This is a genomic window from Chitinophaga rhizophila (assembly GCF_019492185.1).
Taxonomy (GTDB): Bacteria; Bacteroidota; Bacteroidia; order Chitinophagales; family Chitinophagaceae; genus Chitinophaga; species Chitinophaga rhizophila.
Genome location: NZ_JAICCF010000006.1, coordinates 285,472 through 306,041 on the forward strand (window position 1 = coordinate 285,472; position 20,570 = coordinate 306,041).

The window sequence follows — 20,570 nt, forward strand, 5'->3', positions numbered from 1 at the left end:
TTAGCCCCTATGACACTAACAGCATTGCCGCTACTGTTTTCAGTATATCTTCTTAATAAAAATTAAGGAGCATACCCTTGCGGGCATTACGAATGGCAGCTATCAGATAATTATTCTCTTTTACCAAAGTTCATACTGCGTCTCCTAACTGTAACAGCTACCCGACGTTGTAACTTTAAGACAGAAAGAACAATATTATTCGTTTTCGTTGCCATAACGATCTAACAAATACGACAAGAACATTTAATGGTATATTGAGGAAAACAACGTCCTGGCTTTCTAGCCGGGACTATTTTTCTTTCGATGTTACCATTTCACATATATCGCAACATATACCAGTTGTAATATGCCAATTGAATATGTAAAGAAATAAGTACTCCCATTAATCTTACTTAACCCAGGTAAATGAAACCGTTTAAAAGCACGCTTTTGATTGTTACCCTCTGTTTCCCCTATTTTAATATCGCCCTTGCCTTTGGTGGGGGCGATTCATTTTCCGGCAGGTGGAGGATGCAGTCTGTGCCATTGCAAACGCGCTGGGCTGCACAGGTAACTCCAGACGAGGTACTGCCTGCCTATCCACGGCCGCAGATGGTACGGTCACAATGGGAGAACCTGAACGGCCTCTGGGAATATGCCATTACCCGCTGGGATGACGCGATGCCTGATCAGTTTGAAGGTGAGATACTGGTACCATTTGCTATAGAGTCTGCCTTATCGGGCGTACAGCGGTCATTATTACCAACGCAGAAGTTATGGTATAAGCGTCAGATCCGGAAGCCGGATACCCGTGGCGGCAAGCGCGTATTGCTGCATTTCGGGGCGGTAGACTGGCGGGCGGCCGTGTTTCTTAACGGGCAGCTATTAGGGCGGCATATGGGCGGATATCAGCATTTCTCATTTGATATCACCGCTTCACTGCGGGAAGGTGAGAACGAACTGGTGGTAACCGTGCTGGATCCCACTAACCTGGGGCCTAACCCCTGCGGCAAGCAGACCTTAAGACCCAGGAAGATACTTTATACCGCCGTCAGCGGCATCTGGCAGACTGTATGGCTGGAAACAGTACCGTCCACGTATATTACAGATCTATACAGCACACCGGATGTTGATGCAGACTGTCTTAATCTGCGGGTGAACACCTCCGACACAACCGGCATTACCGTCGATGTTACGGCGTATGCCGGTCATGTTATTGCCGGCCGTACCCAGGGACGTGCAGGGCGACTGCTGGACCTGGGCGTACCGTTTGCCAGGCTATGGAGTCCCACGGATCCTTTCCTGTATCACATGACAGTACGTATCCTGCGAGATGGTCAGGTGGTAGACTCTGTACGCAGCTACTTCGGCATGCGTAAAATTGCCGTACAGCAGGACAGTATGGGGATGCCCCGGTTATTCCTCAATAACACCTATACCTTTCACCTCGGCGTACTGGATCAGGGGTATTGGCCGGAAGGGCTATATACCGCTCCGACAGATGAGGCGTTATTATTTGATATCAAGGCAGTAAAAGACATGGGCTTCAATACCATCAGGAAGCACGTAAAGCTGGAGCCGGACCGCTGGTACTACCTGGCCGACAGTCTGGGTATGCTGGTATGGCAGGATATGGTGCCCTGCTCGGATGAAGACTATTATGCCACCTCGCAGTTTGAGCAGGAGAATGCCGAAAACATGCGGCAGCTGCATCACTTTCCCTCTATCGTGATGTGGATATTGTTCAATGAAGGCTGGGGCAAGTATAATCAGAAGGTGCTGACGGAGTGGATGAAGCAAACCGATTCCTCCCGCATCGTCAACGGCCACTCCGGAGAAAACCTCGACCAGTACAGTACTACGCCACTCCGCGACCGCTGGATCAGCAGTGACGTGACAGATGTACACTACTACCCCGGGCCTTACATAGCGCCGGCGTTTGCGGGCAAGGCGCGGGTATTGGGCGAATGGGGCGGCGTACGCGTACCCACGCCCGGGCATCAATGGGCACCGGCCACCAGCTGGGGATATATACAGGTAACGGCAGATAAATTTGCTGCCAGGTATACCACCATGATGGACAAGCTACGGCGGTATGAACAGCAGGGTTTATCCGGCGCGATCTATACCCAGCCCTATGACGTAGAATCTGAAGAGAACGGACTGATGACGTATGACAGGAAAGTAGTGAAGATGAAAACAGCAGAGATGCGGCGGGTGAATGAACAGATATTTAAAGCCGGGGATTAACATTCCCCGGCTTCCATGTTTTTAGAAAGCAGTGGTCAGGTAAGTAGCCCATACCGTACAAGGCTGACTACGGAGGGTAATATACCATCCATTGGGAGAAGTCAGATAGAGACTACCCCCGGGATCGCCCGTTTGGAAGTAGGTATTAGAGAAATAAGGACTCCAGCTGGTAAAGAAATAAGACGCATCGTGGGAAGTACAGAACATACTGGTAGTATAGTAAGGTATACCGTTACTGACAATCATGTTCGTATATCTCCAGGCAGGCATGCTGGTGAATCTGCTGGCTTTGAAGGACAGGAATCCGGCGGTGAGCGTCAGGATGATCAGCGCGGTTAATAACAATCTGGCTTTTTTCATAATTGGAATGGGTTTAGAATAATTATAAATAGTGGAGCATGTCAAGGTAGAAGTTAGTCAGTAGAAAGGGAAATTGCTTTGGAGATAGGGGGAGATTTAACAGCAGAGGTATAATAATTGTAGTATAAATACCATCACTAGTCAACATTTCTGTTAACATCCAGCTACCCCGGAATTTATGAGATATACGCTTATATTGTTACTGCTTGTACTGCACCACATTCTTGTTGCACAGAAGCCACCTATCACCAATATGACGTACAAGAGCTGGGAGACGTTATTACATTATAATATTTCCGATGACGGCAGGTATGTGTGGTATACGTATGGCTCGGAGCTGACAGGAACTTCGCTGGTAGTAAGAGCGGTAAAGGGCAATTACAGCAAGATCTTTACCGGCGTGCTGGATGCCGCCTTTACGGCAGATAGCCGGCATCTCGTATTCGTATCTAAACAGGGCTTGGCAGTGTTGCCTGTGGGTGGTACAATCGCCACCTATGATCAGCGCTTTACGCATTACAAATTGCCGGAACGTGGGACGGGGCAATGGCTGGCAGCCAGGCAGGCCGACACACTGGTACTGAAAGACCTTCATCATGGAAAGGAGTATTGTTATACGGGCGTGCGGGCGTCGCTGTTTAACAAAGCCGGCGATGTACTGGTGTTGAATAAGAAGGATAGTTTACTCTGGATAGACCTGCATACGATGCAAGCCATCGGTATGAGCGGCGGTGACAATGTTCTGTTTGATCATTCAGATACGGCGGTGGCATTTACCAGTGGCGTACAGCCAGAGGTGCGTTTGCGGTACTACCGGAAGGGGATGAACAGCGCCTGTGACATCTTGCCTGGGTCACTTCCTGATCTGGCAAATATGGGGCTGCAATTCAGCAAAGACAACAAATCAGTGTTCTTCAGGCTTCTGAAAGCCAAAGCGGCCACTCCACCACCGGCTACTAGCAAAGTGCGTGTCTGGGATTACCGCGATGTACGGCTGCAATCCCAGACAGCGCCAGATGAATATAGTCCGTTTACTGCAAAGGTACCAGTGACCGGCGGCCCTCTAGTAAGGCTGGAAAACATTGACACCTCCCTGGTAGGCATGCCTGGTGACAGGTATGCATTGGTATCGAATGTAGTCAATGACGAAGATGCTTACTGGAATGATAAGCAGGTAAAAGGATACGACCTGGTATCGCTGGCAGATGGCAGCAAGCGGCATGTGGTGGAGTCACCGCAAAGAGTCGCCGGCATACAGCTCTCTCCGGGGGAGCGCTTCGTGGTATGGTTTGATGTACTGACAAAACAGTACTTCAGTTATGAGATCCATACCGGCATCCGCAGGAATATTTCAAAGGGCGTACGTGCCTGTCTGGCGAAAGAGTCTTTCAGCAGGATGGAGATCCAACCAGCGGGCAGTGCCGGCTGGCTGGCAAACGATCAGCGGCTGCTGGTATACGACGCTTATGACATCTGGCAGTTGGACCCAATGGGTAAAGTTCCTCCTGTCAACATCACCAATTACTATGGCGTAAAGCATCAGACGATCCTGCGGATGGTATATCCGCAGTTGTTATCCACACAACAACTCAACGACCCCGTATTGATAGCCTGTCTGGATAGTGACAAGCGGAATGGCTTTATGCAGGTAAAACTAGGTACGAATACGGCTATTGCTCCGGCCACCATGGAGCCGGTCGCGTATCACTTTCCCGCCCTGGTAGTATTTGAGCCTTCCGCGCCGGTAAAGGCAAAAAAGGCAGGCATATATATCCTGCAGAAGCAGCATGCTACGTCGGCTCCCAACCTGGTCTTCACCACGGACTTCCACACTTTCCAGCCCCTGTCAGATATACAACCGCAGCAGGTCTTTAACTGGCTGACGGCGGAGCTGGTCCGCTGGCCGATACCGTCAGCCGGTACCGGCACGGGCATCCTCTACAAACCAGAAGACTTCGACCCCAACAAACGATATCCCGTCATCTTCACATACTATGAAGAGCGTTCCAACGAGCTGCACCTTTTCCCGTCGGTCCGCCTGAGCACAGGCGCGCTGACCATCGCCTGGTATGTCAGCAATGGCTACCTCGTCTTCGTACCTGATATTGTTCGTCCGACAGGACAGAACGGTCCCGCTATACTCAACACCGTCGAATCAGCCGCCCGCTATCTATCCAGCCGCCCCTATGTCAATGCCGCCCGCCTCGGTCTGCAGGGCCATAGCTTCGGCGGCTATGAAACTAACTATATCATTGCCCACTCCAACCTGTTTGCTGCCGCACAGTCGTCTGCCGCCCCGGCCGACCTGCTAGGCCTTCATGGAGGGCTGGGCTTCAGCGGTCGCAGCTACCACTACATTTCTGAAGTAGGTCAGATGAATCAGGGAGCCGCCCCGTGGGAGGACGTCAGCCTATACGTCCAGGGATCGCCAGTCGTATATGCACAGCAGATTAATACTCCGCTGTTAATGATGCATAACAAGGAAGACGGCGCCGTACCGTTTTTGCAGTCGGTAGCGTTGTTCAATGCCTTGCGGCGGTTGGGGAAGCCGGTGTGGCTGGTGGAATATGAGGGGGAAGGTCATGTGTTGTATGATTGGGAGAGTCAGGTGGATTTTACGCGGCGGCAGGAGGAGTTTTTTGGGAGGTGGTTGAAGGGGGAGGAAATTTCTGTGGGTCTCAGGTGAAAAAAGGGGGTACTATGTGAGAGAATAAGGAGTTGAGGGATCTTTGTGGGAGATACTTTTTATTGTTCACCACAAAGGTTAGCTTTTTGCCTTAAAAAGCTGATTTGTTATGAAGAAGGCTAGAGTTATTCACCAATTATTTTCATCGCAATTGAAATTTCCTGACTAGGCTATCGATTTGAATATCTTAATTACTATTCTCACAAAATGTATAGATAATATTGTTAAGCACGAGCATGCACACCTAAAATAGATAAGAAAGTTATTTTGTAATACGGACTAGATTTTAGAGGTAACCTCTGCTGACAGCTTGAATTTGGACGTTTTTATACACACCAACAAAAAAATTAAAATTATGAGTATCGCAAAATTAATACTATTAGGAATTTGCCTAATATCAATTTCTGGTGCCGTGATTGCATTTAGAGCAAACAAATATAATGCAACGCCAATTTATAGAGCTACCACTGCTATTACGACTATCATAAACGGTAGCACATATACAATTACAACTGGGTTAGCAAATCCTTTCTGTTCATCCACCGTAACGCCGCGATGCTACGTTACACTTCCCCAAATAGGCACAACGTCTCGCTATAAAACAACTATCGGTGCACAAATCTTTACAACAGTAATAGCAGGGAAGACCATTACGTTATATAGAAGCTGCCCCGATATAACAGGATGGTGCGCTACAATACCTTAAGCTACATTTATAATCTATACTCCCTAGCTTAATGATGTTACATTAAAGTTACCGGAGTATAGATTATTTTCTTCGTTAATACTATCATTAACTTGAGTGAAAGTCTAAATCTTCCAATCCAATCAAGATCTAATCACCTTCTTTAAAGAATCGATACTTACTCCGCCTAAAATAATTTCCCTGAACTCTTTTCTCTTATCATAAACAGCCAGATAAGGGAAGCCAGGCGCTTTGTAATAGTTGAAGAAGAAGCTATTCACATCCTTTCCTAAAGTTACATTCTTATATTTATCCAATTTGAATAAGGTATCATAAAAATGAATCTCTTTGAAGTCAGCGACAGTCACCAAATAAAATCGAGTATCCTTGAACTCATCCATACGCTTCACCAGTTCTCTGGTCATAGACTGACAATAGGGACAATCAGGACCAAAGAAGAATAAAACAACCGGTTGTCCTTTAGGAATTTTTGTAGTGTTAAATCTTACCGATGTATCCTGCAACTGGATGGTAAACTCAGGCAATTCTCTATCGATCCCTTTAGGTAAAGGACGTTGTTGTCTTGTACAGCTTACTATAGCAATTACTATCAGGGCTAAAAACAATATTCTCATCTTTTATTCAATTTTATTATTGGCGGCCTTCCAGATATAATCTATCAGCAGTAAGCCAAAGGAGAAAAATATTAATATTGGCAGCATCTGAAATCTCAGCGCTATTTGTGATGCAAAGACACTGAAGCCGAAGTTGACTATCCAGAGGCCAAAGGCTAGAAGCAATCCAATTGATAACGCCTTGTTATACCGGAAGCCTTTGAGCATCACGAATCCGAAGAGGCTGAAGATGAATACGACATTCATCATACCAACCAGAATCGGATAGAATGAAAGAATGGTAACTTTCAAATCTTTAAAGTGAGTCTTTAACTTTCTGGATTCGTAGCCAAACCACATCTGACCGATAGGAGCTATACTATCTTTCCCCATATTGTAAGTATCAAGAAATTCGACGGGGGGAGCATAATACTTCATAGTATTAGGCAGCAGGTAGTATTGCGTGAATGTCACGGGGTATTGTTTGATGAGATAAGCCCCGTATTCCGAATATAGCGGTCCCATGGAAGCCCACTTCTTCAATATATGCGCAGTAGAATCCTTTTGAAACTTATCAAACATAAATTGCTGCAAAGGAGATTTTGGATCCCACATGTACCAGGTATTTGCGATCATCATTTCCTGGGGATGCAGAAAGACATTCCTGGTAGTATCGAAGTAGGTCCTTACTCTTTTGTCGAGTTCTTTAAACTTGGCCGGCATGTTTGGCGGGGGCTCATCCTGTACGAATCGATATGCGTACAAGGCATTATTAGCCATTTGCCAGCCACTGAAAGGAGAGAACTGGCGAATACCTGTTAAGCGATCGTATTGATTACTGGTATGATAGATAAACCCTGCAATTAAAACAAGGCTTGATATCATTCCTATCACTTTCATCCGCAAAGGCTGACGACTGATGACAAAGGCAATTGCGGCGACTATTGGATAGAACAATGCATTATATCTGACTGTAAATGCTAAGAGTATAATGATGGCATGCCAGATAATTAATTGTTTATTGGGCTTGTGCAATATCCAGAGGAGCAAGGTGAACCAGATAAGACTCAGGCTTAGAAACAGCGCATCACTGGATACATAGTTTGCTATGTAGAAGAACACCGGGTTAAACACCATGCCAAAGAATATCAAACCAAATATCACTTTACCTGGCTTGTAAAAATATGCAAGGGTAAACACTAGCATCAATGCACTCAGGTGTAACAACAGATACTGAAAGCCTACTAAAGCGGTATCCCAGATCGTAATGATGCTAAAAAGCCTTAAGAACTTGGAATAGCCAATAGGGTAAGTATTGATATTAAAGTTACCATATGCAGACTCGAGATATACATAGGAATCTCCGTCAATAAAACCCGCAGAAGGATAAAAGTGCTTATATAAAAGGAATTGAAGAATTACTGCCAGGGCAGCAAACCAGATCAGGGCTTTGTTCCATGGAAGATCCCAAAGAAACTCTTTAAATGACGGTAGTCTTTGAGGCTCTTTTGCAACCGGGGCAGCATCTCCTGATTTCTCTTCATGATACTCCTGCTCGGTATTGATAGCCCATATGTTATCTTTGGAGACAACTCCCTCAATAATATTATCCACAGCGACCATGGCTGTCAGCATCGAATGGTCAGCATTATTGTATTTATGCATGCCATTACGGCCTACGAGGAAAAGGTTTTGCAGTTTATCAGTATAAGCTCTCACCTGATCGAATTGGGCATAAGCACCGAAGTAAGCAGGATAGGTTTTCTCTACTCTTAACACGGTACTATCCAGGACGTTTTCGGTGGAGGCTAAGCCAATCTTTTCCAATTCCCTTATAGCAATGGCTGCTATTTCACTATCGGGGAGTTTCCAGAAGTCGTCTGTTTCATTACAGAAGAACTCCATTCCTACCCAGGCAGTATTTGGATCATTAACCATGTAAGGGCTCCAGTTGTTGAACAGCTGGAGTCTACCTACTTTCACGTCTTTCTCTTGTATATATATCCAGGTATCTTCCAGTTTAAGCGGTTTCCACTCACCAGTATGTTTATCCAGGAAGGAAAGCTTACGTAATAAGATACCTACAGTAATAAAATCTCGGTATTGTAACCTGGAAGCGATGTCACTTACATTTGCTGGTACATTACCTACTATGCCGCCAATGAGCTCTTTCACAGGCATAGTGCTAAAGAAGTAGTCTCCAGTCAGACGTATTTCTTCCCCGGTTTTATTATTGACAGCTGTAACAGCCGTTACCTTATTATCTTCTGTGTAGATATTTTTGACGTCGCAATGCATGTGTATAATACCGCCCATTTCCTGGACTTGTCGTGCTACTTCTTCCCATAATTGTCCTGGCCCAAGTTTAGGGTAGAAAAACTTCTCTATCAGGCTGGTTTCAGTATCCTTTTGCGCGATATCTCCATTAGCTTTCTTTTTCTTTTTGGACAACTCCTGAATAGCGTGTTCGATGGCCTTTCTGATACTGACGCCTTTAATACGCTGTGCGCCCCATTCGGCAGGAATTTCATCACATGGGACGCCCCATACTTTCTCCGTGTAATCTTTAAAAAAGAGCAGGTAGAGCGTTTTGCCAAACCGGTTGATCATAAAGTCAGCCAGGCTCTTTTCCGGCTTTTTAGGGAATAATTGGGCCCATAAATAAGAGATGAGGATAGCGATTGTTCTGGCTACACCTAGCTTCTGCAATGTTTCTACCGACAAGGTAATGGGATAAGTGAAAAACTTACGCAGGAAGTAAATCCTGGATAGCCGGTTACGGACCAGCATCACTTTATCAGGATTATCACTTTTGATATCTGGGAAGTCCTTTCTATCAACTTGTCGGGTCTTATTCTGATAGCTGATGGTATGGCTGTCATTTCCAGCTTCCAGGGGCAGGATATTTAACCACCATTGCATCACTCTGTCAGACTTTGAGAAAAAGCGATGTCCGCCGATATCCATGCGGTTGCCTTTGTAATTAATTGTCTTGGAGATACCACCGATATCTCCGCTTTTCTCCAATATAATAGGGATGATGTCTGTACGTTGTAACATCTCATAGGCGGCAGTTAATCCGGCAGGACCTGCACCTATGATAATGGCTTTTCTTTTAGACTCCATAATGTGGTATTGATAATTTAAAACAGGGCGCCTCTAGCGGGTCATGGTTAACTGTTCTAAAATACCACAGTATTTATTCAGATTTGTTAGGAGAAAGCGGATATTATACCGCAGGGTCTGGGAGTGGGTTTTCGGCTATTGGTTTCGACTCCTGGCGGCTTTCCTGTATTACGAAGCCTATTAGCAATACAGCGAAGGTCAGCGTAAAGATGAATGGGAATGCCTGGTATCTGAGAACAATGGGCGATGCCAGGACGCTGAATGCCAGGTTTCCTAACCAGATGAGTACCATTAGCCAGAGGACTTTCCTGTAATAAGGTGACACTTTTGAGAACCCGCCGAGCACAATAAATCCGATAAATCCGAAAAAGAAGATAACGTTAATCATTGCCAGGAGCAGCGGGAACACCGATGTCAGGATGATGATCTTATTCTTGGAAAAGTGATGCACTTTATTAGACTTGTATCCGAACCAATCGACGGCCCCCTGGTCAACAGTGTCGCTGCCCATGTTATAGATACCCAGGAACTCGGTAGGAGGAGAATAATAATTGATGAAATTAGGCCAGATGTAGTATTTGAGATAGGCGGCAGGATGTTGCTTGATCAGCCACGCCCCGTATTGCCCATATAAAGGCGATACAGAGGCCCAACGCTTCAGATAAGGGGTCGTACTATCCTTTCTATACTTCTGCTCTAAATAAAGCTTTAAAGGAGCTTTTTCATCCCATAAGTAATAGATGCCAAGTTCTCCGTCAGGACGTTGCTGCAGCTTATTCAAAGAATCCATGTGTTTTACGGTAATGTTATGCAGGGTGACGAACTGTTTAGGGACGTTATCCCGCTGTGGAGGGACATGGGCGTACATGAATAACGCGTTACTTCCCATTTGCCATCCACCAAATGGGGAAAAGGTCGCTACTCCCATTCTTTCTTTGAAAGTCATTGTGGTATATAGAATAAACCAGGTTACTGGGAGCAATACAATTGCAATCCTCAGCACCTTCGCCTTCCATCCGCCTTGCGTCACCAAGATAACCAGCATGCTGATAAATGGATAATAAAGCGCGTTGTAACGCACAGAAAATACAAATCCAAGTACCAATGCATGCAAGATCAGCATCTTGTAGTTAAACTGGTATAAGAGCCAGAAAAGGCTCGTTAGCCACAGTAAGCTAAATGTCGTGAATAAGGCATCACTGGACACAAAGTTGGCAATGTACAACCAGAGCGGGTTCAAAATGAGTAATGCGAAAATAATGCGCATCAGCCACTTGCCCGGCTGAAGTAGATACTTGATTGTAAACAATAAAAACAATATGGAAAATTGTAACAAGAAGTATTGGATGATGACAAGGGCGGTATCGGACCGGTTAAAGACGCTTATGAAACGGAGGAATTTTGAATAGCCCACCGGCCACATGTTGATGTTGACGTTGTTGTGGGCAGCGTCGATGTAGGAGTAGGAGTCAGGGAGGAAGTTGGGGTATGGGTAAAGCCGTAAGATTAATACCAAAGTAATTATACTCGATAGCGACGAGGTAAGCAATAACCATTTACTCTCTGAGTCCAATTGCATTTTTTTCAGAAAATCTAGAGGAAATAATTGGGTCGCTTTTGACATGAAGTTAGGTTAACATGATGATAAAATTAAAGATCACAAATAAAATTCAGTTAGTAGATCGAGAATAATTTTGATTATCCGTTATACGATTTGGATTTGCAATAAAAAAATTGGACAAATAATTAAGTTGCGTGTTTAAAAATAGATTTGCCAAATTCTTCAAGGTCCAGATAACCGGGTAGTGTAAAATTCTTTGTGTAAGTATATAATCAACTGTATCGAGTTAATACCACCAGCAGGTGTCGTGAAGTGAGGCGGAGCGTAGCGGAGCCGAACGAAACGACACCTGCTGGGTACGGCGGCTGGATTTGCCCCGATATTTTTTAACTTTGAATACAGTACCATGGACAAACAAGAACCACAATTCTCAAAAGAGTTTTTCAAGCAGTTTAAGAGTAAAGAAGAATTTCAATCCTTCTTTAATAGCCTGTTTAAGCAGGGTGTGGAGGAGATGTTGAAAGCTGAACTTGACGAACACCTCGGTTATGAAAAACATAGCCCTGAGGGCCGTAACTCCGGAAACAGCCGAAATGGATCCTACAAGAAGAAGATAAAGACAGAAACCCTTGGAGACCTTGCCCTTAATATTCCCCGTGACCGGAACAGTGAGTTTGAGCCAGTCCTGATCCCCAAAGGGCAGCGGATGAGTGATAAGCTGGAAGAGGTTATTATTGGTATGTATAGTCGGGGAATGACAACCTCAGACATTAGCGATCAGGTCAAAGAGATGTATGGGGTTGACGTAAGCGAGGGTACTATTTCTAATGTAACTAATCGTATCACAGAGCATGTAAAAAGCTGGCAAAACAGGGTGCTTGAACCTGTTTACTTCATGGTCTGGATGGATGGAATAGTGCTGAAAGTCAAGCAAAACGGTAAATACATCAACAAATGTATCTACCTGGTGATCGGACTGAAAAATGATGGATTGAAAGAGGTGTTAGGTATGTGGATGGCAGAAACCGAATCTGCCTCATTCTGGATGAGCGTTTTAACTGATTTAAAGGCTCGTGGTGTCGAGGACATATTGATTGCCTGCACTGATAACTTAAAAGGCTTTACAGATGCTATAAAAGGCGTATTCCCACAAACAATTACTCAGCTTTGCGTTGTCCATCAGATACGCAATAGCTGTAAATATGTGGTATGGAAGGACAGGAAAGAGTTTTGTGCTGATCTGAAGGAAGTTTATGGAGCACCTAATCGCGCAGCTGCAGAGCATGCGCTAGCCGCTTGTTCTGATAAGTGGGGAGCCAAATACAGACATGCAATCCAATCCTGGGAGAACAACTGGGAGAATCTTACCAGCTACTTTGACTTCCCCATGGAGATCCGAAAAATCATGTATACCACAAATACCATCGAAAATCTTAACAGGGGCATCCGTAAATATACTAAGACCAAAGTTCAATTTACGGACGATGCATCAGCTCAAAAGGCCGTTTACCTGGCTATAATGAACATTGAAAAGAAATGGAGCATGCCGCTCCATAACTGGGGGCTGGTGCTCCATCAATATATTACTATCTTTGAAAACAGATGTCGAATTTGATCAGTTGACTATCTGTTTACACAATATATTTTATAGTCTCGATAACCGAGCGCGGAACGTCTTTGCTGCCTATTATACCATATTTCGATGAACCCGAATAGTTCTCCTTTAGCTGCTTTTATTGAGTCATACACACTATTATAGCCGGTTTCTGACTTGAGTATTTTAAAGAAGTTTTCGCTTACGGCATTATCCCAGCAGTTGCCCTTCCGACTCATACTTTGCCTTGCAAACGTGTCCTTAAGCAAATTTCTAAATTCCTGAAAAGTATATTGTACGCCCCTTTCTGAGTGAAATATCGTTCTGAAACTTTCACTAAGCAGTAATGCTTTTAACTAAAGGCCTTATCAAATACGATAAAGCTTTCCTTCGGTAACTTCAGCTTTAACAGGAACTGCCGGTCATGTAATTTAGCAGGTGTCATGCGCATAAACTCGGTGACTCCACTAAAGCATCCATCATATCATGCGCTTTGATTCCACCTTTACGCCGTACCCCGTACAATCTTGGACTACCCCACGCAGAATATCTCCAAACAAGCTTATGGTCTACTGTCAATGATCTTGAGATTACTTATGCTCACCCCCTTTAACCGGCTGTCCGAGATAAATCCAGGTACTTCTCAAGTAACTGCTTATAAATTGTTGCAAATACCAAATAGCTTCTACTGCTGTTTACATCTGAAAGGTTACTTCTTGCTGGAGCCTTGTCAAATCCTAGATGTGATAGCTTCCCTTCAAAGCCAGCAGCCCTTCACACAGCTCCTGTAAACCATTACAGTAGCTAAATACACCGTATAATAAACTCACCAGGTGTAGGCGATCTGGAAGATTTTTATCATAGCGATTGCTATGATGCTTGTGAGCAGCCTCTCATATCAGCTTCGTTGATATCACTGATAATATCCGAGATAATACCGGCTGTCCGGTAAATTTTCCATCTTTATCCAAGTTTATAGTTTTGAATGTGGTAACCCAAACCTATAAACTATTGAGGCTGTCTCAAAAGTATTGAGCGGCCTCTTTTTATTCGGGCGCCTAATGGAATCAGGTAGTCATTTAAGCAATTCTGAGAACGTTCGTTTATTTTTGATACATCCTCAAACTTATAAACTATTGGGGGCTTTGCCCCCTAATTTTATGCCTTAACTTGTTTTTTTACCCGGACAATATTGATTAATTACAAAGAATATGACAAGCCAGATCTGATACCTTTTTGGGATGCGGGAATGGATTCTATCATCCAAACAGGCTTCTTGGCATCTTTCAAATAAAAGTCAAAAAATTGTTGTTGTCTAATTGTAAAGTCTAGTTTATTATCCGTCTGATTTATGGTATGATCTTCTCCATCGTATTGTAAAAGCCACGTTGGCTTACATAGTCGTCGCAACGCTGTGAACATTTGAAGTGCCTGTTTGAATGAGACGGCATCATCTAAATTATTGTGCATTATTAACAATGGAGTTGAAATGTCTTTTGCTTTTAAAATTGGCGAATTTTTCAAATAAACATCTACATTATCCCATGGTGTAGCTCCAAAATTTGACTGGCCTACTTCATACTGTGCAGCATGGCTTCTCCCTCCAAATCCTACATCCCCATACCAGCTGACTGGATCAACAATCCCAGCTGATTCTTGCGCCGCTGCGAAGAGGTTAGAATTTGCGATGATAAGATTTGTTTCAAATCCACCAAAGCTGTGACCTTGTAATCCTAATTTTGATGTGTCTATATAACATCTTCTTGACAAGATTTGTACTGCTGATGTTATAGTTTTAAGTATATCTTCTGCTGTTGATCCAACTCTAAAGAATATATCAGGCACAAAAACAAGATATCCATTATTTACATACCATGGTATATTCAATTCCCCCGAACTTAGTGCCGGAGCCAAAAATTTATATCGTTCATAGCTACGATATTCATAATAATTAAATATAACGGGATATTTCTTTAAACTGTCGAAATCAGACGGCTTGTATAATATACCGGTACCTAATTTATTGTTATCTATATTCCAATTAACTAACTCTGCTGTAAGCCATTTATATTGTTTCTCCGGATGTATATCAGACAAAATATTATACGTCTTAAAATCTGTAGTTACACAGACATTTGGTGCAAAAGAATCCGTTTGAAAGGATAAAATAAACAACTCTTTATCTTTCGATCTTTTTATGGGATATTCAGATACTATAGGATTATAGTACGTACCAGGAATTTTGGGCTCAAAAAAAGAAAGTCTTTTTTGGGTTAAGTCTGCTTTGGCGAAAACATTATTTTTTTTATCGCAATGAAATCCAGTTTCTAATATTTCACTTCTGTTAATGTATTTCCGCTCGCCCTCATTATAAGATTTTACTAGCCTAAATTCGATATTATTATTTCTGCCATAATACTTATTAATATTGCAACTCTTTTTTCTACCTCTAGGATCTACTTTCCAACTGTCATATTTATCGTAGATTAGTAAGCTTTCATCTCCTTTAAGCCATCCTCCTATTCCGTAATGAATTGGATAAGTTCTGTTCATAGTTCTTTCAACTAGGAAATGTTTTACATCAGCGCCTATTTCTGTAACCTTTTTAGAGGATATTTCATATGAATAATACGCACCTTCATATTGGTCGAACCATGTAACGAACATCTCGTTTGGAGATAACATTATATTTGTTGCGCAACTTCCATTGATTGGCAAAATACATATTTCATTTGTTTTGAAGGATAATAACTGATAGCTAGGTATTTTAACGTTGTTCCAGTATAGTTCACTTCGGTTAAAGACGTTGTTTCTTATTGCAAACTTATTACCAGGAGGGAAAGACAGTTCAAAACTATCATTTTCTATTTGAATTACCTTACTGTTTGTAAATTTAGTGGCTATCACTGCCTGGTAAGTTCTATCTTTATAGGTTGATAGATCAATTATTTGTTGAGATTGTAAAAATATGTCTTTATAGTTCCAAATATCAACTTGGGCAGTAATAACTGAATCCTTATTTTGAATGCCATCCTTCGCTTTTACATTAAAGAACAGGTAATTTCCATCTTGACTGAATGTTAATGGTGAGTTTAAGGCAACATATGCATCTTGTAACCCCACAATTGGATTGATAGATTTATACATTCCATTCTTTAACCCTACGTGATAATAACCTATCGATAAAGTATCATTTTTTTCAACAAGAAAAGCAACTTGATGCCCATCGTCATCGAAGGATATAGTTCCTATATGGCCGTAAGTTAGGACTTTCTCTGTTTGATTAATTAAGTCGACAAGCTTTAAATAATTTGGAAATTTTAGAAGAGCTAAGCTCCCAGATTTGTCAAATATTAATGATTTTGCTAGTATATACTCTTTTTCCTTGCCTGTTATAAGGTTTCTGATATATAACGTATCGTTTTTATTGTAACTGATCCAATTTCCTGTGGTGTAATAGCCAACGGGGCTTACATTATTAACCGTTTGTCGTGCCCCTCCATTAAGCGACAAAATATTAAGCTCCGCATTCCTAATAAATATTAAGTACTGATTATTATCAGCAAATTTGCTATAACTTACTTTGTCAAATTTATGTGTCGATCCATTCTTTAAATCACAAAGTACTAATGTAGACCCAATCATCTCTGACCCATATCTATACCATACATAATTACCGTTGTTACTTATTTCATATGTTTCCAATCTTAACCAAGACTTAATAGCGTCAGTATCTATCCTTTTTATTTGAGCTATGCTATGGCTGGTACCTGTAAAAAGAATTAGCACAATAAATATCTTAACCAAATATTTCATTTTGTAAACACCTTAAGGATTATATAATTTGTTGCAAATAAAATCAGTATAACATCCAGTTTTAGATTACATTTTGTTTATAACTGCACAAGATTTCTATCATCTTAAGACGCCAAGGCATACTTCGCTTAATTTTCGATATAGGATGAAAAATTGTTAAAAGTTATTCAATCAAGTCGATTAATTTAATCACTTTTATGAATAACACTGAGATGAAGTACAAATATCGAGAGACTAATATACATAGTATTCGTTCGCTTCATAAAATTATAAATTGCTGACACACAACCTATTATCAAGTAGTCCAAGGCTAATTATCTCAATCTAAATTCGCCAATGTTAATGTAAGCTTCCCTTAAAACTAGGCCAAGGGTGATTGGAGCTTTTTCGTTAATTGCTCTTGATAATACCGCTCAGTGTAAACATTGGGCGATAAGTATCCAAGCGCTTTGTGAGGCCTTTGGCTGTTATAGTCAGCCCGCCATTCCTCAGCCATAAAACGTACCTCCGATAAACTGTGGAATAAATATGCATTTAATAGTCCTCGACGCAAGCTGCCATTTTTGCGCTCTATAAAGGCATTCTGGGTCGGTTTTCCGGGCTGTATGTACGTTAGCTTGATCCCTTTGCCTTCGCACCACTGTTGTAACTTATGGCTTATGAACTCCGGGCCATTGTCAGTCCTGATACAACGAGGTAAACTGCGAGTTTCTAAAATCCGTTCCAATACCCTGATTACACGTAAAGACGGCAATGAGGTGTCTACTTCGATCGCCAATGATTCCCGATTGAAGTCATCTATCACATTCAAAAGCCGGAATTTTCTACCGTCTACCAGCGCATCACACATAAAGTCGATGCTCCATGCCTCATTTGGAGACTCAGGTATCAACAATGCTTCCCTTACCCGAGCAGGTAAACGACGCTTGACTCGCCTTCGCATATTGAGTTTAAGATTAGTATACACGCGATAGATTTTCTTATGATTCCAGGTAAATCCTTTGTTCCTTAACCGGTAATATGATTGCCAGAATCCTATATCAACATGTTTTTCGACTAATGTTGTAAGTGCTTCCTCTACAACCACATCATTTTTAGGTATTGGCTGATAATTATATGTACTACGTGGGATAGATACTATTTTACACGCCTTGCGGACACTCAGTTGCCCCTGTTCGACCAGATAATCAACTGCATCCCTTTGGGCCTGGGGCGTTAGAGCTTTTTTTCAATTAGATTCTTCATTGCCCGATTTTCAATACATAACTCCGCATACATCTTCTTCAACTCAGCGTGTTCAGATTCAAGGTCTTTAAGACGTTTCACGTCGCTTGACTCCATTCCTCAATACTTAGCTTTCCAGTTGTAAAAGGTAGCTTCGCTTATCCCCAGGTTCCTGGCAATATCTTTAACTGGAATTCCGCCTTCTTGTTGCTTGAGGGCTGATACGATTTGACTTTCTGTGAAATTCTTTCGTTTCATGTGATTAAAGTTAATAAATCAATTGATAACTCTAAGTCCCATGGTCGAAGTTTTGGGAAGCCTACAACTTCAATTACGTTTGGGACTAATAACATATTCCCAAACTACTAAATAAAAATTATAGTTAGTAAATATTGTGGTGTGCATCATATCTATCTTTGATAAAGAAACTAACGACGTAAAACTTCATATAAAAAGAATGAAACTAAAATCGAATCTTGGATAAGCATGTGTAAATATCACGACTTATTACGGACAGAACTCTCATTTTAGACTAATTTAGCTATATAATGAACAGCATGTTTCAAATATAGATTGCATTTAATAATTACTAAAGAAGTGCAATCGCAGAAAGAATAAATTTATGGATATATATATTGTCCTCAATTATTTAAAAAACTCATCTGGCCAGAGAATTATTATTTAGGTTATCTTCTACCACCTATTTAATAATTGACTAAAAGCGTAGATATAATTACAAGGTTAGCTTTCTCCCAAAAAGCCCATTTATTATGAAAAAAGCAAAAATAGTGCTTACAGTAATAGCTGCGTTTGCAATATTAGGTGCTGCATTCGCGTTTAACGCTAGTAAATTCAATAATTTCCGAGTTTACAAAACAACGACGTTGGTGTCGACTCTTATCAACGGAAGTACGTATACATTTACGGCTCCTGTAGCGAATCCATTTTGTTCTTCTACCGTAAATCCCGCGCATTTTACTGCACTTCCGGAGCGAGGAACTACGCTCGCTTATCAAACAACCCTAGGCGCGTTGCCATACTCAACTACTATCGCTGGAGTTTCGGTTATATTTTATAGGTCTTGTCCAACAATTAGTGGATGGGTTACAACAATTCCATAACCATACGGATCAAGTTTCACTAGAACATTAAATACGGATCTGATCAAGGAGTTAATTAGCTTCACTGATCAGATCCTATCTAACATGAACATTTAAAGGGCACTTGTAGTTGAACATTATTAAGTCACCCGGATCAGGTTAGTAACTTGGATATCCTTCATTTTGTACTAAATTAGGATTCAGTCTAATATCCTCCAGCGGAAGGGAAAAAAGAGCTTTATAGGCCACCCAAATTCCACCCTTTAAAGGCACGTAAATCTCCATTACCTTACTAAGATTCCCACGTCTTTTTAAATCAAGCCATCTATGTCCCCATTCGGTAAAAAATTCAATTTGTCGCTCATGCATAATTGCATCTAACAAAGCTTTCTTTGTAAGGGTTTCGGCTAACCTAATTCCAGCTCTTCGTCTGATTATGTTTAGATCTTCTTTACCTCCGACAATATTACCGGTTTCAGCACGAGCTTCAGCTCTGATTAAATACACCTCGGCTAATCGCAATACACTAATATACTCTTTGGAAATATCGCTTCTATCATAACTCTTATATTTGAAGGGATATGGATACTTTTTAAAAGCGTCGTTTGCTGTATACTTTATCCAATATTTACATCGCAAATCATCTTCCTCAAACGCCTTCATTACATTTTCGCCTAACCAAACCGGATTTTGAGAATTGACACCGTTATTTAATACAAAAATTCTTGCATCCGCGGTATTTAGAAAGCCATTTCGATCGTCAACAGGTTGAATCTGCCATATTGCTTCCCGATTATTTTTTATAAAAACATTATGTACAGACACCGTATCAAACATTAAATTACCCAAAATAGTATCAGCTTCAAGTTCAGCCGACCTCCATTCTTTTCTATATAAATAGACGCGCGACAAAAGAGCTGCAGCAGCCCATTTAGTAGGACGTACACGCTCTTCAGTTTCTGAAATGATGTCGGCAGCTAAAAACCTAGTACTAAGAAGGCTTTTTGATTCTATCAAATCTTGAACTATTTGTTTGTAAACAAGATATTCTTCTGACCTCGATGCACTAGATGTTATCCTATATTCTGGCTCTAGTAGAAGTGGCACATCACCATAAAAGTTTGTTAAATAAAAATAACAAAAGGCACGAAGAAATTTGGCTTCACCCAAGAGTTGCTTCTTAATGTCAGGCGATAATGTATTTGACTTATTTAATCCAACGACTGCTGCATTCGCTCTGTATATTAACCCAAATAGGTTTGCCCAGAAATCAGGACTCTTTGCATTTTGGTATTCGTCAGTGAAATGATATACCGGAACTAAGGCCGCTAACTCGTCACCGTACAGCGCACAACGAAAAGATATCCCACCTTGCCCGTCTCCGAAACTCCCATCCCGACCAATTGTATAATACATTCCGGTTAGAACTGCAGCCGCAGATGTGTTAGAATTATATACTTTATCGGCAACAATTTCAATAGTTGGATTGCCTATCTCTAAAAACTTTCGACACCCTGGAATTAGCAATGCTATTAATAAAAGAAAAAAAATATATTTACTCATCGGTTGTAATCT

Annotated in this window: 10 protein-coding genes and 2 pseudogenes; 3 read left to right on the forward strand and 9 right to left on the reverse strand. The window is 41.8% G+C overall.

The features are described 5' to 3' along the window. Window positions 1-405: 405 nt before the first annotated feature. Entirely contained in the window at window positions 406-2,229 is a 1,824-nt protein-coding gene (locus K1Y79_RS27700; RefSeq protein ID WP_220253471.1) for a glycoside hydrolase family 2 protein, read from the forward strand. Window positions 2,230-2,250: 21 nt separating this feature from the next. Here K1Y79_RS27700 and K1Y79_RS27705 read toward each other — a convergent pair whose 3' ends face one another. Then, window positions 2,251-2,589 carry a hypothetical protein gene (locus K1Y79_RS27705; protein ID WP_220253472.1) on the reverse strand — a complete coding sequence of 113 codons (339 nt, stop codon included), beginning with the start codon at window positions 2,587-2,589 and terminating at the stop codon, window positions 2,251-2,253. A gap of 178 nt (window positions 2,590-2,767) precedes the next feature. Between K1Y79_RS27705 and K1Y79_RS27710 the strand changes: the two genes are divergently transcribed. Further along, window positions 2,768-5,275 carry an alpha/beta hydrolase family protein gene (locus K1Y79_RS27710; protein ID WP_220253473.1) on the forward strand — a complete coding sequence of 836 codons (2,508 nt, stop codon included), beginning with the start codon at window positions 2,768-2,770 and terminating at the stop codon, window positions 5,273-5,275. A gap of 828 nt (window positions 5,276-6,103) precedes the next feature. On the opposite strand, the gene K1Y79_RS27715 is transcribed toward K1Y79_RS27710, so the two are convergent. The 3 genes from K1Y79_RS27715 to K1Y79_RS27725 all read right to left on the reverse strand — a co-directional run bounded on the left by K1Y79_RS27715 (window position 6,104) and on the right by K1Y79_RS27725 (window position 11,009). Then, a complete protein-coding gene (locus K1Y79_RS27715) occupies window positions 6,104-6,595 on the reverse strand; it encodes a TlpA family protein disulfide reductase (RefSeq protein WP_220253474.1) in 492 nt (163 codons plus the stop codon). A 3-nt stretch (window positions 6,596-6,598) separates the two neighbouring features. Continuing rightward, window positions 6,599-9,700, reverse strand: coding sequence for an FAD-dependent oxidoreductase (locus tag K1Y79_RS27720; RefSeq protein ID WP_220253475.1), 3,102 nt, complete (start codon window positions 9,698-9,700; stop codon window positions 6,599-6,601). 103 nt (window positions 9,701-9,803) lie between these two features. Continuing rightward, on the reverse strand, window positions 9,804-11,009 hold the full coding sequence (locus K1Y79_RS27725; protein WP_220253476.1) for a hypothetical protein: 1,206 nt from the start codon (window positions 11,007-11,009) through the stop codon (window positions 9,804-9,806). A gap of 658 nt (window positions 11,010-11,667) precedes the next feature. Between K1Y79_RS27725 and K1Y79_RS27730 the strand changes: the two genes are divergently transcribed. Then, complete coding sequence (locus K1Y79_RS27730) at window positions 11,668-12,876, forward strand: IS256 family transposase (RefSeq protein ID WP_220253477.1); 1,209 nt, start codon at window positions 11,668-11,670, stop codon at window positions 12,874-12,876. An 8-nt stretch (window positions 12,877-12,884) separates the two neighbouring features. Here K1Y79_RS27730 and K1Y79_RS29615 read toward each other — a convergent pair whose 3' ends face one another. From K1Y79_RS29615 to K1Y79_RS27755, 5 genes and pseudogenes are all read right to left on the reverse strand, one after another. After that, window positions 12,885-13,094 carry an IS3 family transposase gene (locus K1Y79_RS29615; RefSeq protein ID WP_220253478.1) on the reverse strand — a complete coding sequence of 70 codons (210 nt, stop codon included), beginning with the start codon at window positions 13,092-13,094 and terminating at the stop codon, window positions 12,885-12,887. Between the two features lie 498 nt (window positions 13,095-13,592). Next, a pseudogene (locus K1Y79_RS29620) lies at window positions 13,593-13,730 on the reverse strand (hypothetical protein); the annotation flags it as partial. A 325-nt stretch (window positions 13,731-14,055) separates the two neighbouring features. After that, the gene (locus K1Y79_RS27745) at window positions 14,056-16,662 is read right to left on the reverse strand and encodes an alpha/beta hydrolase family protein (RefSeq protein WP_220253479.1); all 2,607 of its coding nucleotides are present in this window, start codon (window positions 16,660-16,662) and stop codon (window positions 14,056-14,058) included. Between the two features lie 370 nt (window positions 16,663-17,032). Then, window positions 17,033-18,153: pseudogene (locus K1Y79_RS27750) on the reverse strand (IS3 family transposase). A gap of 1,001 nt (window positions 18,154-19,154) precedes the next feature. After that, the gene (locus K1Y79_RS27755; protein ID WP_220253480.1) at window positions 19,155-20,558 is read right to left on the reverse strand and encodes a RagB/SusD family nutrient uptake outer membrane protein; all 1,404 of its coding nucleotides are present in this window, start codon (window positions 20,556-20,558) and stop codon (window positions 19,155-19,157) included. Window positions 20,559-20,570 lie beyond the last annotated feature (12 nt).

Excerpts from the sequence above, each read along its gene's own strand:
- K1Y79_RS27710 (WP_220253473.1), top strand. The coding sequence starts at position 2,768 with ATGAGATATACGCTTATATTGTTACTGCTTGTACTGCACCACATTCTT.
- K1Y79_RS27715 (WP_220253474.1), bottom strand. The coding sequence starts at position 6,595 with ATGAGAATATTGTTTTTAGCCCTGATAGTAATTGCTATAGTAAGCTGT.
- K1Y79_RS29615 (WP_220253478.1), bottom strand. The coding sequence starts at position 13,094 with ATGAGTCGGAAGGGCAACTGCTGGGATAATGCCGTAAGCGAAAACTTC.
- K1Y79_RS27720 (WP_220253475.1), bottom strand. The coding sequence starts at position 9,700 with ATGGAGTCTAAAAGAAAAGCCATTATCATAGGTGCAGGTCCTGCCGGA.
- K1Y79_RS27755 (WP_220253480.1), bottom strand. The coding sequence starts at position 20,558 with ATGAGTAAATATATTTTTTTTCTTTTATTAATAGCATTGCTAATTCCA.
- K1Y79_RS27700 (WP_220253471.1), top strand. The coding sequence starts at position 406 with ATGAAACCGTTTAAAAGCACGCTTTTGATTGTTACCCTCTGTTTCCCC.
- K1Y79_RS27705 (WP_220253472.1), bottom strand. The coding sequence starts at position 2,589 with ATGAAAAAAGCCAGATTGTTATTAACCGCGCTGATCATCCTGACGCTC.
- K1Y79_RS27730 (WP_220253477.1), top strand. The coding sequence starts at position 11,668 with ATGGACAAACAAGAACCACAATTCTCAAAAGAGTTTTTCAAGCAGTTT.